We start from the raw sequence: 14,748 nt of genomic DNA on the forward strand, positions 1-14,748 counted from the left end.
ATAGGTATTCACTTGACTCGTCTAACCTTGGCGTTAGATGTGATGGGCGGGGACATTGGTCCCCGTATTACTATCCCTGCCTCTCTTTTAGCGTTGGAAAATGATCCTGAGCTTTCTTTAATCCTCTTTGGCGATAGTCAACAAATTTCTCCTCTTCTCAATAACTGTTCTCAATCAGTTTTAGAACGAATACAAGTTCAACATTGCTCAAGTGTTATAGAAAATAATCAAGGCATATCTTATGCGTTGCGTCATAGTAAAGGTACATCAATGCGTTTAGCATTGGAATCTGTACAACGTGGCGAAGCGCAAGGTTGTGTCAGTGCGGGCAATACAGCGGCATTAATGGGATTATCGAAGATTTTATTGCAGCCTTTACAAGGCATTGCACGCCCAGCATTGATTTCTTTGATTCCGACCATTGATGGTGAAAAATCAGTGATGTTGGATCTTGGTGCAAATATTGAGTGTAGTGCGGAAAATCTTTATCAATTTGCTATAATGGGTGCGATTTTTGCTGAAGCTCGACTTAATTTGGTGTACCCGCGAATTGGATTATTGAATATAGGTATTGAAGAAATTAAAGGCCATCAATCTATTCGTGATGCCGCTAATTTACTGCAAAAATCAACCGCACTTAATTATGTCGGATTTATCGAAGGTGATGTTTTACTGAATGGGAAAGCCGACGTGATTGTGAGTGATGGATTTGCAGGCAATATAGCCTTGAAAACCTTAGAAGGGGCAGTGAGAAATTTGTTATCTCTGTTTAAAGATAAAGCGAATTCACGTTTTATAAAGCCCATTCTTGCTTGGCTTTTTCGCTTTGTATTTAAACAACGCTATAAATGCTTGAAACGAATTAATCCTGATGAATATAATGGCGCATCACTTATTGGCTTAAAAGCTGTGGTGGTAAAAAGTCACGGTAGCGCAAATGTTAATGCTTTTGCACATGCTATTGCTGATGCCGCTTTCCAAGCTCGCCAGCAACTTCCAGAAAAAATATTGGCTGGGCTTGCTCGTTATTAATGACTTAATTTTTATTTATTATGAATAGCAGAATTTTATCTACTGGTAGTTATTTACCAAGCTACATTCGCACAAATGCGGAATTGGAAAAAATGGTTGATACATCAGATGAATGGATTGTCACTCGTTCCGGTATTCGTGAACGTCGTATTGCAGCGGCAGATGAAACTGTTGCAACAATGGGTTTTGAAGCAGCAAAAAATGCGATCGAAGCTGCTGAAATTAATCCTCAAGATATTGAACTGATTATTGTTGCAACAACAAGTAACTCACATGCTTATCCAAGTGCCGCGTGCCAAGTACAAGGTTTATTAAATATTGATGATTCGATTTCTTTTGATTTAGCCGCAGCTTGCACAGGCTTTGTCTATGCTTTGAGCGTAGCTGATCAATTTATTCGTGCAGGCAAAGTGAAAAAAGCCTTAGTGATAGGCTCAGATCTCAATTCTCGTAAATTAGATGAAACTGATCGCAGCACTGTTGTGCTATTTGGTGATGGTGCAGGCGCGGTCATTCTTGAAGCGAGTGGACAAGAAGGGATTATTTCTACTCATTTACATGCTTCAGCAGATAAAAATAATGCGCTTGTTTTAGCTCAGCCAGAACGTGGTATAGAAAAATCTGGATATATCGAGATGCAAGGTAACGAAACCTTCAAACTGGCAGTTCGTGAACTTTCAAATGTGGTGGAAGAAACGCTTTTAGCAAATAATTTAGATAAAAAAGATTTAGACTGGCTTGTACCACACCAAGCAAATTTACGTATTATTACAGCGACAGCTAAAAAATTAGAAATGGATATGTCGCAAGTGGTGGTAACGTTAGATAAATACGCTAACAACAGTGCAGCAACTGTGCCAGTTGCCTTAGATGAGGCTGTTCGAGATGGCCGTATTCAACGTGGGCAGTTACTATTATTAGAAGCCTTTGGCGGTGGTTGGACTTGGGGTTCAGCGTTAGTGAGATTTTAGTTGATTTGATATAATTATTGATGATTTTAAAGTGCGGTAAAATTTGACCGCACTTTTTCTGTTAAAGAGTCAGGGGTTCGCCTGACGGCGACTTACTTTTTCTTTGCTTTGCCAAAGAAAAAGTAAGCAAAAAGAAAAGCAACCCTGCTTTGCCTTGTTTCCTGAAAAAATAGAAATTTGCTTCACGGAAATTTGCTGAACTCGCTTCGCTCAAACAGACGCAAATTTCCTACAAATTTCTATTTTTCCAGGCGGCAAAGAAGGGAACCCGATTTGTTCTTTCTTCGATGTAAAGTGCGGTGAAAATTCAAAATGTTTTTCACTCTAAAAATGAACTCAAAATCAACTGCACTTTTTAAATAATGCTCCGATTAAATTTGGTCCCCATATAAATCGCCTTTGTGACTTTCAATTTTTAGGCAATTTGCGTCTGTTTGAGCGAAGCGAGTTCAGCAAATTGCCGTAAAGAAAATTGAAACAAAGCAAAGATCAGCGATTTAATTGGGGAGTGTTTCTTTTGCCTACTTTGCTTTGCACAAGCAAAGAAAAGTAGGTCGCCGTCAGGCGAAATCCTGATGTCAATTATCGAAAAATATTTTTAATTAAAACAATAGGACAAAACATAATGAAAAAATTCGCAATGGTCTTCCCAGGCCAAGGCTCCCAAACTGTCGGTATGCTTGCTGATCTTGCAACTGAATATCCAATCGTTACTGAAACATTTAAACAAGCATCTGATGCGCTTGGATATGATTTATGGCATCTTGTTCAACAAGGACCTGCTGAAGAACTTAATAAAACATGGCAAACTCAGCCCGCACTTTTGGTCGCGTCAGTAGCTATTTATCGCGTATGGCAAGAAAAATTTCCTCAATTAAAACCAGAAGTAATGGCAGGCCATAGCTTAGGTGAGTATTCTGCCTTGGTTTGTGCTGGCGTGTTAGATTTCCAAGATGCGATTAAATTAGTGGAATTGCGCGGAAAATTAATGCAACAAGCTGTGCCTGAAGGCACTGGTGCAATGTATGCAATTATTGGTTTAGATAATGAAGCAATTATTAATGCTTGTAAACAAGCAGAGGAAGGAGAAGTTGTATCTGCGGTGAACTTTAACTCACCAGGCCAAGTCGTTATCGCTGGCGCGAAAGCTGCAGTTGAGCGTGCGGCTGCATTATGTAAAGAAGCGGGGGCGAAACGTGCATTGCCGTTAGCGGTGAGTGTGCCTTCTCATTGCGCATTGATGAAACCAGCAGCCGAACAATTAGCGGTAACACTTGAGAATATTCAAATTAATACACCAACAACATCGGTATTAAATAACGTTGATGTGAAAGCAGAAACTGAAGGTGCAGACATTCGTACCGCACTTATTCGTCAGTTATATAGCCCAGTTCGTTGGACTGAAACAGTTGAAAAAATGGCGCAAGATGGCGTTCAAGCGCTTGTTGAAGTGGGACCGGGTAAAGTATTAAATGGTTTAACCAAACGCATTGTAGGTGATTTACAAGCAATATCTGTAAATGATGTCGCATCATTCAATGCCGTAGAAGAATTTTTAGCGTAAAAGGAAGAAAAAATGCAAGGTAAAATTGCTTTAGTGACAGGGGCTACTCGTGGTATTGGTCGTGCGATTGCAGAAGAACTTAGTTCAAAAGGTGCGTTTGTAATTGGTACTGCAACATCTGAAAAAGGTGCAGAAGCAATTTCTGCATATTTAGGAGATAAAGGTAAAGGTTTAGTTTTAAACGTCACAGATAAAGAATCTATTGAAACTGTACTTGAACAAATTAAAAATGATTTTGGCGATATTGATATTCTCGTGAATAACGCAGGTATTACTCGCGATAACTTATTGATGCGTATGAAAGATGATGAGTGGTTTGATATTATGCAAACTAACTTAACTTCGGTGTATCATCTTTCTAAAGCCATGTTACGTTCAATGATGAAAAAACGTTTTGGTCGTATCATCAATATTGGTTCTGTGGTGGGTTCAATGGGTAACCCAGGACAAGCCAACTATTGTGCCGCAAAAGCAGGTGTGATTGGTTTTTCTAAATCTTTAGCGAAAGAAGTGGCTGCACGTGGTATTACTGTAAATGTGGTTGCACCAGGTTTTATTGCAACGGATATGACAGAAGTACTTACTGATGAACAAAAAGCGGGTATTTTATCTAATGTTCCAGCAGGTCGTTTAGGCGAAGCCAAAGATATTGCTAAAGCTGTTGCTTTCTTAGCTTCTGATGATGCAGCTTACATTACAGGCACAACGTTACATGTAAATGGTGGTTTATATATGAGCTAATGCTGAAAATCAGCATTTCTCTTTATTTAGACTTGAGTGGCGTTCTAAACACAAAATCATAGCCAAAGATTTTAGATAATGTTAGAATCCCATTCGCAGTGTAGCTTGGTTACGCCTTGAGCGTATGCAAAGGTACGTAACTATTTTTAATGTGTGTATTCAGATTGCCCATTTTGTGGTGCGACCAGCCTATAAAATAGTTGCAAGTTGATAAAAAATACATACACTAACCGCTCTTTTATGAGTTAAAACCAACAAAATAGGAAAAACAAATGAGTATTGAAGAACGCGTGAAAAAAATCATCGTTGAACAATTAGGTGTTAAAGAAGAAGATGTTAAGTCTGAAGCTTCTTTCGTTGAAGATTTAGGTGCGGACTCTTTAGACACAGTTGAATTAGTAATGGCTTTAGAAGAAGAATTCGATATCGAAATTCCAGATGAAGAAGCTGAAAAAATCACAACTGTTCAATCTGCGATTGACTACGTGCAAAACAATCAATAATTTCAAGTTGGGCGACTTTTTAAGTCGCCTAATTTTTTTCAAAAATTTCTTTCTCAAATCACCGCACTTTTCTCTTATTCCTGCATTGTAAAATTGATCTGAATTACCTTTTAATTCAATTCTTGCTCTAAAATTTAAAAAATATCTAGTTTTATTCCTCAAAAAGGGTATTATTTTTACAGTTTTTTTATTTTTGAGGTACTTATGCTTTATTTAGAATTTTTATTCTTATTATTAATGCTTTATATGGGAAGCCGTTACGGCGGTATCGGTTTAGGTGTTGTGTCTGGTATCGGTCTTGCTATCGAAGTTTTTGTATTCCGTATGCCAGTAGGGAAAGCACCAATTGATGTAATGCTCATCATTCTTGCAGTAGTGACTTGCGCATCCGTGCTTGAAGCTGCAGGCGGCTTGAAATTTATGTTACAAATTGCCGAACGCATTCTCCGTAAAAATCCAAAACGTGTAACTTTACTAGGTCCATTGGTCGTGTATTTATTAACGTTTATGCTTGGTACTGGTCACTCTGTTTACACAATCATGCCAATCATTGGTGATGTTGCACTGAAAAACAAAATCCGTCCAGAGCGCCCAATGGCTGCGTCTTCCGTAGCGTCTCAATTAGCCATCACATCTAGTCCACTCTCTGCAGCTGTTGTCTTCTATCTAGGTAAAATTACTGCAATGCCTGGTTTTGAGCATATTAGTTTGTTAGATATTATTTGTGTAACAGTTCCTGCAACTTTAGCGGGTACTATTGCGCTTTCTTTATATAGTATGCGTCGTGGTAAAGAGTTAGAACAAGATCCTGAATATCAACGTCGTTTACAAGATCCCGTATGGAGCGAACGTATTTTAAATACCACAAGCACAACATTGAATGAAGCCCTTCCACAAGGTGCTAAAAAATCAGTGTATTTGTTCTTATTAGCATTAGTTGTGATTGTTGCGATTGCGATGATTCCTGAAATTCGTACTATCGGTAGCGGAAAAGCAATTTCCATGTCGCTAATCATCCAAATGATGATGCTTTGCTTTGGTGGTGTGATTTTACTTGCAACGAAAACAAATCCTCAAATCGTGCCAAATGGCGTGGTATTTAAGTCTGGTATGGTGGCAGCGATTGCGATTTATGGTATTGCTTGGATGAGTGATACTTACTTCCAATATGCAATGCCAGAATTTAAAGCCGCGATTACTGATATGGTTCAGACTTATCCTTGGACATTCGCGTTAGCATTATTTGCAGTTTCTGTCGTAATTAACAGCCAAGCTGCAACCGCAGTTATGTTATTACCTGTTGGTATTGGTTTAGGTATTCCAGCACCAATCTTGGTTGGTTTAATGCCAGCAACTTATGCCTATTTCTTTATTCCAAATTATCCATCAGACATTGCAACAGTAAACTTTGACGTAACGGGTACAACGAAAATTGGTAAATATTATTTTAACCACAGTTTCATGGTGCCAGGTTTAATTGGGGTTGTTGTTGCTTGCTTGGTCGGTGTTTCTGTAGCAGAATTAGTGATTCGCTAATTTACACACAAACTAAATCCTTTTAATATAAAAGCACCTTTAAATGGTGCTTTTATTTTTATGACAACCTACATCGCCTACGGCAATATAAATCAACCTTTTTCTTTGGAATCATTACCCGATGAATTGATTCCAGAAAATCTATATCAAACTGAAACGGATAGCTCGCGTGTTTTTCAGCGTCATCAGTGCCGCAGGCTTGCTCACTTATTACTTTTCCAACTTTTAAAAATATCAGGAAAATCCACCGCACTTTTATCTCAAATTCATCGTACCGAAAGTGGCAGACCCTATTTTCTTGATGAGCGAATAGATTTTAATATTAGCCATTCTGGTGATTGGGTGGCGGTAATATTAGATATTAGAAATGAAGAAAAAAGTGCGGTGGGAATTGATATTGAATTTCCTAAAATAAGAAATTTTACGGCGTTGATGGAACATATTGCACCAAAGGAAGAAATTGATTGGTTTCATCATCAGCAGGATTCTTTGAAGACTTTTTATCGTTGTTGGTGTTTGCGAGAAGCTGTATTGAAATCCCAAGGATTTGGAATCGTAAAGTTATCCAATGTTCGTCATTTTCCTGAACAACAAAAAATTTTTTCAGATTATTGTCCTCAAGGCCAGTTGTGGTTTACAGATGAACTCTCTGTTTATTTAGCCGCTTTTGTCAATCATCAAGAAAAATTACCGCACTTTTATGAATGGAGTGGAGAACAATTGCAACTTAAAATACTACAAGAATTCAGCTTTTATCGTGTGAACTAGAGGGATTATTATTATCTTTAAAACCTCACCAAACGATAGGTTTTGGATTAGGTGGGGATATTCTTTAGGCGGAGAGGGTATGAAAAGATGGGGAGAGTAAAAAGTATAGCTGTCGTGATATTTCTTATTTTATTTTTTACAATAACATCTATTTATTCATGTAGTGATAAGGGGAAGTTAGTTACATATAGGTCACAAGCTGGAGAAAGATTACTAAATTTTTTATATAAAGAAAATTTATCTAGGGATATATTGAATGTAGATAATTTTAGGTTTTATGAAATTAATATAACTTTATCTGGAGAAAAAGATAAATATGAGAGTTTTATTATTAAGCATGGTTATCTAAAAATGGATAATTTAACTTTTTGTAAAGATGGTAATTCAATAAAAGTATTATATTTGAATAAAAATACCTTATTAAGGTATTCATATGATGATCATTATTGCAAAGAGACTGTAGATGGATAAATAAATCCTAAACAAGTATTGTGGAATATAATAGAGTCCAGAATAACTAAAGATTTTAACTATAAGCAATTTGCACTATTGATATAAAATGCTAGGAATAGATTTAACTACGGCTTACTTATTAAAAGGAAAAGGAGCTATTATTACTGTAGGGGAAATACAGCAGAAGGGGCAATTAATTCTTATGTCACCGATCAATCTGTATTCAATGGTGCAATCTTTAGCGGTATTGGTTCGGCTATTGGTTACGGTATGGGTAAAGCCATTGAAGTATCGTTAGATAAGAAGATTAACCTGGATCGCATGTGGGCTAAATATAACTCTCAGCCTTTAAATGATAAAGTTCCTTATGTTGATGTATATAGAAGAAATATTATACCTAGCATCGGAGGAGCTTTAGGTGGAGAATCAAGTAATAGATGGTTTCAATATGAATATAGTAATTGGAAAGGTAAAAATAATGAAAAATAAATTTTTATATATCTTAATAATTATTTTTGGAAGTTTTCTATTAAGTATCTCAATGTTTTTGATTGCCAGAATTCTTTATAATTTTGAAAATAATATGGATTTATTTAATATACATTTATTGGATTATTTTAATGATGGTTTTATTGAGCGCTTAAAAATGATTCTTATGCATGTTTTTATATTTTTTGTTTCAATTTTATGTTTCTATAGAAAATAATCCTCAGATAACACAAGCCCTCAAGATAGCGCGCGTCTCCTGACGCGTGCTTATATCTATCTAAAAATAAACAAAATGAAGTTGTTAATGAAAATAGTAAAATCATCATTAAACGAAATTGATATTTTTGGCACGCGTCAGGAGACGCGCGCCATCGTGGGGGTTGCAGCTGACTCGTTTACAGGTGAGTCATTAAATAAATTTTTAGAAAGCAATGAGCAAGATATTAGAAATTTTTCCAGAGAGCGTTTATATGCTAAGTAGATTAATGAGTTTTTTAGTTTATTTTACTGGTTATTCTTTGTTCGTGTTTATATTTTGTTTTGTTGGTATTTCTTCTCTTATTATATTATTTAAATTTATTGTGAGTTTTGGAAATATCTCTATGAAAGATATTCTTGACGTATTGTCATTTAACTTATATGGTTTTTCCAGATTATCGCCATTAATAGTATTATCAATTCTTATATCTAAAAAACTAAGAGGTGGATAGTATAGAAAGTGTTTAATTTCTGATGTTAAGTTATTAGAAATTTGTAGTCTGTTTGATATTTAAATAGACTACAATTTAAAATACTGAAGTACAAAGTGCGGTCAATTTTCAAAGAGTTTTAAAACTTCTCAAAAATTGACCGCACTTTTGTATTTTAAACGATGCTTGTGTTAATCAAACCTTATAATTTTACATCCAATCTAGCGTAAGCATATCCGATTTTCTACGGAAATATCACGAGAGAGCAAGACACCTAAGCTGCGATGAGAATTAACATCGCTTTTTCTGAAAATGTGCGTATTGCTATTAAAGGCAATCTTAATTTAAAAATCTGTTAAGGCAGTAACTGCTACGATAGCAAATAGTAAAAGCTATCTAACACTAACGGCAAAAAATCTCCGCTCCTAAGGGGCATAACTTGAAAGTGCGGCGAAATTAATGGTTATCCCCTCTTGCATTTTCATAGACGCGCCCCATTTATTTAGCTAAACTCTTAACAATTTTTTGACAAATGGAGAATGAAATGTCACAGAACGGTTCAGATCGCGATCCTTGGAGTAAACCAGGGCAAAGCAATGACCAACAGCCGGGAAATTCATCCAATAATAATGGATGGAATAACAATCAAAATCGTGGGAATCAAGAACAGTCTCCGCCAGATATTGAGGAGATTTTTAATAACCTTCTCAGAAAATTAGGTGGTGGAAATAAAAAGAGCGGTCAAAATAATGGTAGTTCTCAAAACAATACGCCATTTAATTTTGGAAAAGTGGTGCCGCTTGCCGTGGCGATTGGTGCGATTATTTGGGGCGTAAGTGGTTTCTACACTATTAAAGAGGCTGAGCGTGGTGTAGTGCTTCGTTTTGGTGAATTGCATTCTATTGTTCAACCAGGTTTAAACTGGAAACCAACATTTGTAGATAAAGTATTGCCAGTGAATGTAGAGCAAGTTAAAGAACTTCGCACACAGGGTTCAATGCTGACTAAAGATGAAAATATGGTTCGTGTAGAAATGACCGTGCAATATCGTGTGCAAGATCCTGCTAAATATCGTTTTAGCGTGACGAATGCTGATGATAGTTTAGGTCAAGCGACTGATAGTGCATTGCGTTATGTGATCGGTCATATGTCAATGAATGATATTTTAACAACAGGCCGTGCGGTTGTTCGTGAAGATACGTGGAAAGCGTTAAATGACATTATTAAATCCTATGATATGGGACTTGAGGTGATTGATGTGAACTTCCAATCTGCGCGCCCACCTGAAGAAGTAAAAGATGCCTTTGATGATGCAATTAAAGCGCAGGAAGATGAACAGCGTTTCATTCGTGAAGCGGAAGCTTATGCCCGTGAGAAAGAGCCGATTGCGCGTGGTGATGCACAACGTATTATTGAAGAAGCGACAGCTTATAAAGATCGTATCGTGTTAGATGCACGAGGCGAAGTGGAACGTTTGCAGCGTTTGTTGCCTGAATTTAAAGCTGCGCCAGATTTACTGCGTGAGCGTTTATATATTCAAACCATGGAAAAAGTCATGGCAAATACCCCAAAAGTGATGCTTGATGGCAATAATGGTAACAATTTAACCGTGTTACCCTTAGAACAAATCATGGGTAAAAAAGTATCAGCTAAAGCGCCAGCCGTAACAGAAAGAGCGGTAGAATCTGCGCCTGTTTTATCACAGCCAGAGCGTATTAATCATTCTTCAAGCCAGCTACCAAGCATTGTTGAGCCGATTCGCCAAGGGAGATTTAACTAATGCGTAAATTTTTATTACCAGCTATTTTTGTCATTGCGGCAGTAGTGTATTCCAGTGTCGTGGTCGTGACGGAAGGTACTCGCGGTATTATGTTGCGATTCAACAAAGTACAACGTGATGCAGATAACAAAGTGGTTGTATATGAACCAGGTTTGCATTTTAAAGTGCCTTTGATTGATAGCATTAAAGTTTTAGATGCGCGTATTCGTACTTTAGATGGATCGGCAACACGTTTTGTTACTGTTGAGAAAAAAGACTTGCTAGTAGATTCTTATGTGAAATGGAAAATTAGTGATTTTGGTCGATTTTACACATCTACTGGTGGTGGCGATTATACCCAAGCTTCAAGCTTGTTAAGCCGTAAAGTAAATGACCGTTTGCGTTCTGAAATTGGTACAAGAACCATTAAAGATATCGTTTCTGGTACGCGTGGTGAATTAATGGAAGGGGCAAAAAAAGCTTTAAATTCAGGGCAAGATAGTACGGCAGAATTAGGGATTGAAGTGATTGATGTGCGTGTAAAACAAATTAATTTACCGGACGAAGTATCTTCTTCAATTTATCAACGTATGCGTGCAGAACGTGATGCAGTCGCGCGTGAACACCGTTCTCAAGGTAAAGAAAAAGCTGCATTTATCCAAGCTGATGTAGATCGTAAAGTGACGTTGATTCTTGCTAATGCAAATAAAACTGCACAAGAATTACGAGGCTCAGGCGATGCAGCTGCGGCAAAATTATATTCAGATGCTTTTGCACAAGAGCCACAATTCTTTACTTTTGTACGTAGCTTAAAAGCCTATGAAGCGAGTTTTGCAAGCTCTGACAATATGATGATTTTAAAACCAGATAGTGATTTCTTCCGCTTTATGCAGGCACCGAAGAAATAGATTTAAAATTGATAAAAACACCTTCCTTGTGAAGGTGTTTTTTTATAGCCAGCGTCTTACTTTTTGTTTGTAACGACGATATTCATCGCCAAATTTACTTTCCAAATAGGCTTCTTCTCTGGCTATTTGAAAGCGATTCATAACTAGTATAAAGACAATCACGCCTAACCAAGCCACGCTATTACCTAACCAAAGAGCCCACGCAATTAACATTAACAGCAAACTTAAATACATTGGATTACGGCTAAATCGAAATATGCCTGTAGAAACTAATTGTGTTGTATGTTTAAAGTCATGAGGATTGATAGTCGTTTTGCGGATAAAAAATTGAAGCACACTGCCCCCTGCAATCAAAAATGAAAGAGTAATGACAAAGGCAATAACTGCAAAATGGACAGAATAACTGGCAACTTTTGGCAAAAAATACATTGCTGTGCCAATTAATAAACAGAGTAGTGGTGGTGGAATAAACAACATCGTTAAATCTCATTAATAAAAATGCCGCCTAGTGATAGGCGGCATGTAAAGAGCGGTCAAAATTTATTTTAATTTTGCTTTAATCGCTTCTGCTACAAGTTCAGCTTCAGGCCCTAAAATGACTTGTAATCCATCATTACCTAATTTTACATTACCTTTTGAACCAAGCGCTTTAAGTTGATCTTCATTAATATTGTGATGGTCAACTAAAGTTAAGCGTAAGCGCGTGATACAAGCATCTACAGTTTTGAAGTTTTCTGAACCACCTAAAGCAGCGATAAATTTCACCGCTCTTTCTTCGCGAGATTGATTGCTTTGTGTTGGGGCTGCAGCTGTTTTTGCTTTATCTTCACGTCCTAGCGTTTTGAGATTAAAGGCATTAATTGCAAAACGGAACACAAAATAATAGATAGCAAAAAATATAATACCTTGTACAAGTAACATATACCAGCTAACGGCAAGTGGATTGCGGCTAGAAAGTACCATATCCACTAAACCAGCACTAAATCCGAATCCTGCAATCCAGTGCATGGTGGCTGCAATAAATACAGCGATACCCGTTAATAATGCATGCAATACATAAAGTACAGGCGCAACGAACATGAATGAGAATTCAAGCGGTTCAGTGATCCCTGTAAAGAAAGAAGCTAATGCACCCGCAAGCATAATTGAGGCCACTTGTACTTTTTGATTTGGTTTTGCACAGTGATAAATTGCAAGAGCAGCACCCGGTAAACCAAACATCATCACAGGGAAGAAACCAGCTTGATACATGCCAGTTACACCCACAGTGGCAGTGCCTTCGGCAATGGATTTAGCGCCGCCCAAGAAGTTTGGAATATCGTTGATACCAGCTACGTCAAACCAGAATACAGAGTTTAAGGCATGGTGTAAGCCAACAGGAATTAATAAGCGGTTGAAGAAACCGTAGATCCCCGCACCGACTGCACCTAAATCTTTGATGGATTCACCAAATGAAACGAGCGCGTTAAAAATATGCGGCCAAATATAGAGTAAGGCAAATGATACGGCGATCATCACGAAAGAAACCAAAATTGGGACGAGGCGTTTTCCGCTAAAGAACGAAAGTGCCTTTGGTAATTCAACTTGATAGAAACGGTTGTAAAGTTCAGCTGAAATCACACCAATTAAAATCCCGATAAATTGGTTATTGATTTTTTTGAATGCGGCAGGCACTTCACTAATATCAATGTGTTGTAATTGTGCTACACCTGCAGGGGAAAGTAGGGTGGTTACTACGTAGAAACCAACAAGACCTGAAAGTGCGGCGGAACCGTGTTTGTCTTTTGCAAGACCAAACGCGACGCCTACAGCGAAGAGTAAGCCCATGTTATCAATAATTGCTGCGCCAGATTTAATTAATAATGCTGCTAATTGACTGTTTGCACCCCAACCATCTGGGTCGATCCAATAGCCAATACCCATTAATAATGCCGCAGCAGGTAAGGCTGCTACAGGCACCATTAAGGCTTGACCGATTTTTTGTGCGTAACTAAGTACACTCATATAATCTCCTTAATTTTTATATTTTGATGAAATCAAAAGGCTTGAGCCCATTCTTTGCCTCAAGCCTTATATATTATTCTATGCCAAATTATTCAACGGTCAATTTTTTACCATCGTAGCTAATGGCTTTGACGCTGGTTAACGCTTTACCACCGTCAGTTTCACCACCGATGAGCAATACTTTATTGTTGTAAGATACAGAGAAACCATAGCCAATATTCATTGGTAATTCACCAACGATACTCCATTTACCATTATTTAAAGTATAAACTTCGTTATGCCATGTTTTGGTTAAACCTTTATGCGCATGAAGTTTGCCTTCTTTGAATTGTTTAATTGAACCAGGGAAGTTTGCGCCACCCGTGACTAAATAATGGCCATGGCTATAGCCTGCGAGTGCACCGGCTAAACCATCTTGTGATTTACCTTTTGGCGCAGGTAAGTCAGGTAAGTTTTTCCATTGCACACCTTTAGCAGTGAATTTGCCTTGATGCGTGTCTGCGGTACGAAGACCTGGTTTCACTTCACCATTGACCACCACTAAGTCATTACCTTGGATGGTGAATGCCGCACCAGCACGACCAGAGAATGGAATACGACCTTCATTGCGCCATTTATTGGTTGATGGTTCATAGCTCAATAATTCTGTTGTGAAGAAATAATCTTCTGGACGTTGATCGAAATAAGCTGCTGCGATTTCATCTTTTTTCGCTTTATCTTCACCTGCTGCCACGGTGTCTTGGAAGAAACCATTAAATATAGAGAGGTTAGAACCACCTAAAATATAAACTTTATCGCCGTGAGATGCGCTGCTTGAACCGACTAATCCACGCGGAGAGCGAGTAGGAAGTTTCACCCAAGTATTATCAGCTGGATTGTAGCTGTAAGCATCATTAACAAGTTGTAGTTCACCTTTTTCATTTTTTTGCAAACCACCGAATACATAAAGTTTTCCATCTACAGCTGCTGCAACAGGTTGATTACGTTCACCACCAGGGAATGCTGCAATTTCTTTCCATTGTGCAGCAGGATCTTTTAAGTCTAAAGAATAGAATTTATTGCCACCCGAACCTAAGCCTACATATACGGTATCGCCGATGAGTGCGCCAGTTCCGCTTTTGATGCCTACTGGTAAATCTGGATAGGCTTGTGCGTTAGCTGAAAATGCAACAGTTGCAAAAAGTGCGGCGCATAATGCTGTTTTTGTCAATGTCATAATAAACCTCATTTATTAAGTTATGTTTATGGTTTGCTATTCATAAAACCGCATTGAATAGGATTTATTTTATAAAAAAAGTGCGGTTATAAAAGCTTTACTTTTTTTAACCGCA

15 protein-coding genes are annotated in these 14,748 nt (G+C 37.7%); 12 read left to right on the plus strand and 3 right to left on the minus strand.

Annotated features, from left to right (window positions below):
• Nucleotides 1-12 precede the first annotated feature (12 nt).
• The 12 genes from plsX (at nt 13) to hflC (ending at nt 11,413) form a co-directional block, all read left to right on the plus strand.
• The gene (gene plsX, locus DV417_RS07215) at nt 13-1,032 is read left to right on the plus strand and encodes a phosphate acyltransferase PlsX (protein WP_118879226.1); all 1,020 of its coding nucleotides are present in this window, start codon (nt 13-15) and stop codon (nt 1,030-1,032) included.
• A 20-nt stretch (nt 1,033-1,052) separates the two neighbouring features.
• Nucleotides 1,053-2,003 (plus strand): beta-ketoacyl-ACP synthase III, encoded by a 951-nt coding sequence (locus tag DV417_RS07220; RefSeq protein ID WP_118879227.1) that lies wholly within the window; start codon nt 1,053-1,055, stop codon nt 2,001-2,003.
• A gap of 625 nt (nt 2,004-2,628) precedes the next feature.
• Nucleotides 2,629-3,567: an ACP S-malonyltransferase gene (gene fabD, locus DV417_RS07225; protein ID WP_118879228.1), complete on the plus strand. Its 939-nt coding sequence runs from the start codon at nt 2,629-2,631 to the stop codon at nt 3,565-3,567.
• 12 nt (nt 3,568-3,579) lie between these two features.
• Nucleotides 3,580-4,308 carry a 3-oxoacyl-ACP reductase FabG gene (fabG, locus tag DV417_RS07230; protein WP_046949580.1) on the plus strand — a complete coding sequence of 243 codons (729 nt, stop codon included), beginning with the start codon at nt 3,580-3,582 and terminating at the stop codon, nt 4,306-4,308.
• Nucleotides 4,309-4,580: 272 nt separating this feature from the next.
• On the plus strand, nt 4,581-4,811 hold the full coding sequence (gene acpP / locus DV417_RS07235; RefSeq protein ID WP_005627318.1) for an acyl carrier protein: 231 nt from the start codon (nt 4,581-4,583) through the stop codon (nt 4,809-4,811).
• Between the two features lie 204 nt (nt 4,812-5,015).
• Nucleotides 5,016-6,347 (plus strand): anaerobic C4-dicarboxylate transporter, encoded by a 1,332-nt coding sequence (locus tag DV417_RS07240; RefSeq protein ID WP_118855280.1) that lies wholly within the window; start codon nt 5,016-5,018, stop codon nt 6,345-6,347.
• Between the two features lie 60 nt (nt 6,348-6,407).
• Nucleotides 6,408-7,115 (plus strand): 4'-phosphopantetheinyl transferase family protein, encoded by a 708-nt coding sequence (locus DV417_RS07245; RefSeq protein ID WP_118879229.1) that lies wholly within the window; start codon nt 6,408-6,410, stop codon nt 7,113-7,115.
• Nucleotides 7,116-7,202: 87 nt separating this feature from the next.
• Nucleotides 7,203-7,586, plus strand: a complete 384-nt coding sequence (locus tag DV417_RS07250; RefSeq protein WP_118879230.1) for a hypothetical protein — start codon at nt 7,203-7,205, stop codon at nt 7,584-7,586.
• 252 nt (nt 7,587-7,838) lie between these two features.
• Complete coding sequence (locus tag DV417_RS07255) at nt 7,839-8,057, plus strand: hypothetical protein (protein WP_118879231.1); 219 nt, start codon at nt 7,839-7,841, stop codon at nt 8,055-8,057.
• A gap of 292 nt (nt 8,058-8,349) precedes the next feature.
• Nucleotides 8,350-8,538 (plus strand): hypothetical protein, encoded by a 189-nt coding sequence (locus tag DV417_RS09375; RefSeq protein ID WP_153063336.1) that lies wholly within the window; start codon nt 8,350-8,352, stop codon nt 8,536-8,538.
• 752 nt (nt 8,539-9,290) lie between these two features.
• Nucleotides 9,291-10,526 (plus strand): FtsH protease activity modulator HflK, encoded by a 1,236-nt coding sequence (gene hflK / locus DV417_RS07265; RefSeq protein WP_192878565.1) that lies wholly within the window; start codon nt 9,291-9,293, stop codon nt 10,524-10,526.
• Nucleotides 10,526-11,413 (plus strand): protease modulator HflC, encoded by an 888-nt coding sequence (gene hflC / locus DV417_RS07270; protein ID WP_005625632.1) that lies wholly within the window; start codon nt 10,526-10,528, stop codon nt 11,411-11,413. Before hflK ends, hflC begins: the two co-directional genes overlap by 1 nt.
• A 42-nt stretch (nt 11,414-11,455) precedes the next feature.
• Here the strand turns inward: hflC and DV417_RS07275 are convergent, their stop codons facing one another.
• The 3 genes from DV417_RS07275 to DV417_RS07285 form a co-directional block, all read right to left on the minus strand.
• Nucleotides 11,456-11,890 (minus strand): methyltransferase family protein, encoded by a 435-nt coding sequence (locus DV417_RS07275; protein WP_118879234.1) that lies wholly within the window; start codon nt 11,888-11,890, stop codon nt 11,456-11,458.
• Nucleotides 11,891-11,953: 63 nt separating this feature from the next.
• Nucleotides 11,954-13,417, minus strand: coding sequence for an N-acetylglucosamine-specific PTS transporter subunit IIBC (nagE, locus tag DV417_RS07280; protein ID WP_118879235.1), 1,464 nt, complete (start codon nt 13,415-13,417; stop codon nt 11,954-11,956).
• Between the two features lie 88 nt (nt 13,418-13,505).
• A complete protein-coding gene (locus tag DV417_RS07285) occupies nt 13,506-14,633 on the minus strand; it encodes an N-acetylneuraminate epimerase (protein WP_192878566.1) in 1,128 nt (375 codons plus the stop codon).
• Between the last annotated feature and the right edge of the window lie 115 nt (nt 14,634-14,748).

Source organism: Haemophilus haemolyticus (assembly GCF_003490935.1).
Lineage (GTDB): Bacteria > Pseudomonadota > Gammaproteobacteria > Enterobacterales > Pasteurellaceae > Haemophilus > Haemophilus haemolyticus_M.

What these genes read in the sequence shown, in the direction of transcription:
- fabG (WP_046949580.1), top strand. Translation starts at nt 3,580, where the DNA reads ATGCAAGGTAAAATTGCTTTAGTGACAGGGGCTACTCGTGGTATTGGT.
- nagE (WP_118879235.1), bottom strand. Translation starts at nt 13,417, where the DNA reads ATGAGTGTACTTAGTTACGCACAAAAAATCGGTCAAGCCTTAATGGTG.
- DV417_RS07245 (WP_118879229.1), top strand. Translation starts at nt 6,408, where the DNA reads ATGACAACCTACATCGCCTACGGCAATATAAATCAACCTTTTTCTTTG.
- DV417_RS07285 (WP_192878566.1), bottom strand. Translation starts at nt 14,633, where the DNA reads ATGACATTGACAAAAACAGCATTATGCGCCGCACTTTTTGCAACTGTT.
- DV417_RS07220 (WP_118879227.1), top strand. Translation starts at nt 1,053, where the DNA reads ATGAATAGCAGAATTTTATCTACTGGTAGTTATTTACCAAGCTACATT.
- DV417_RS07240 (WP_118855280.1), top strand. Translation starts at nt 5,016, where the DNA reads ATGCTTTATTTAGAATTTTTATTCTTATTATTAATGCTTTATATGGGA.
- hflK (WP_192878565.1), top strand. Translation starts at nt 9,291, where the DNA reads ATGTCACAGAACGGTTCAGATCGCGATCCTTGGAGTAAACCAGGGCAA.
- hflC (WP_005625632.1), top strand. Translation starts at nt 10,526, where the DNA reads ATGCGTAAATTTTTATTACCAGCTATTTTTGTCATTGCGGCAGTAGTG.
- DV417_RS07275 (WP_118879234.1), bottom strand. Translation starts at nt 11,890, where the DNA reads ATGTTGTTTATTCCACCACCACTACTCTGTTTATTAATTGGCACAGCA.
- DV417_RS07255 (WP_118879231.1), top strand. Translation starts at nt 7,839, where the DNA reads ATGGGTAAAGCCATTGAAGTATCGTTAGATAAGAAGATTAACCTGGAT.
- DV417_RS09375 (WP_153063336.1), top strand. Translation starts at nt 8,350, where the DNA reads ATGAAGTTGTTAATGAAAATAGTAAAATCATCATTAAACGAAATTGAT.
- DV417_RS07250 (WP_118879230.1), top strand. Translation starts at nt 7,203, where the DNA reads ATGGGGAGAGTAAAAAGTATAGCTGTCGTGATATTTCTTATTTTATTT.
- fabD (WP_118879228.1), top strand. Translation starts at nt 2,629, where the DNA reads ATGAAAAAATTCGCAATGGTCTTCCCAGGCCAAGGCTCCCAAACTGTC.
- acpP (WP_005627318.1), top strand. Translation starts at nt 4,581, where the DNA reads ATGAGTATTGAAGAACGCGTGAAAAAAATCATCGTTGAACAATTAGGT.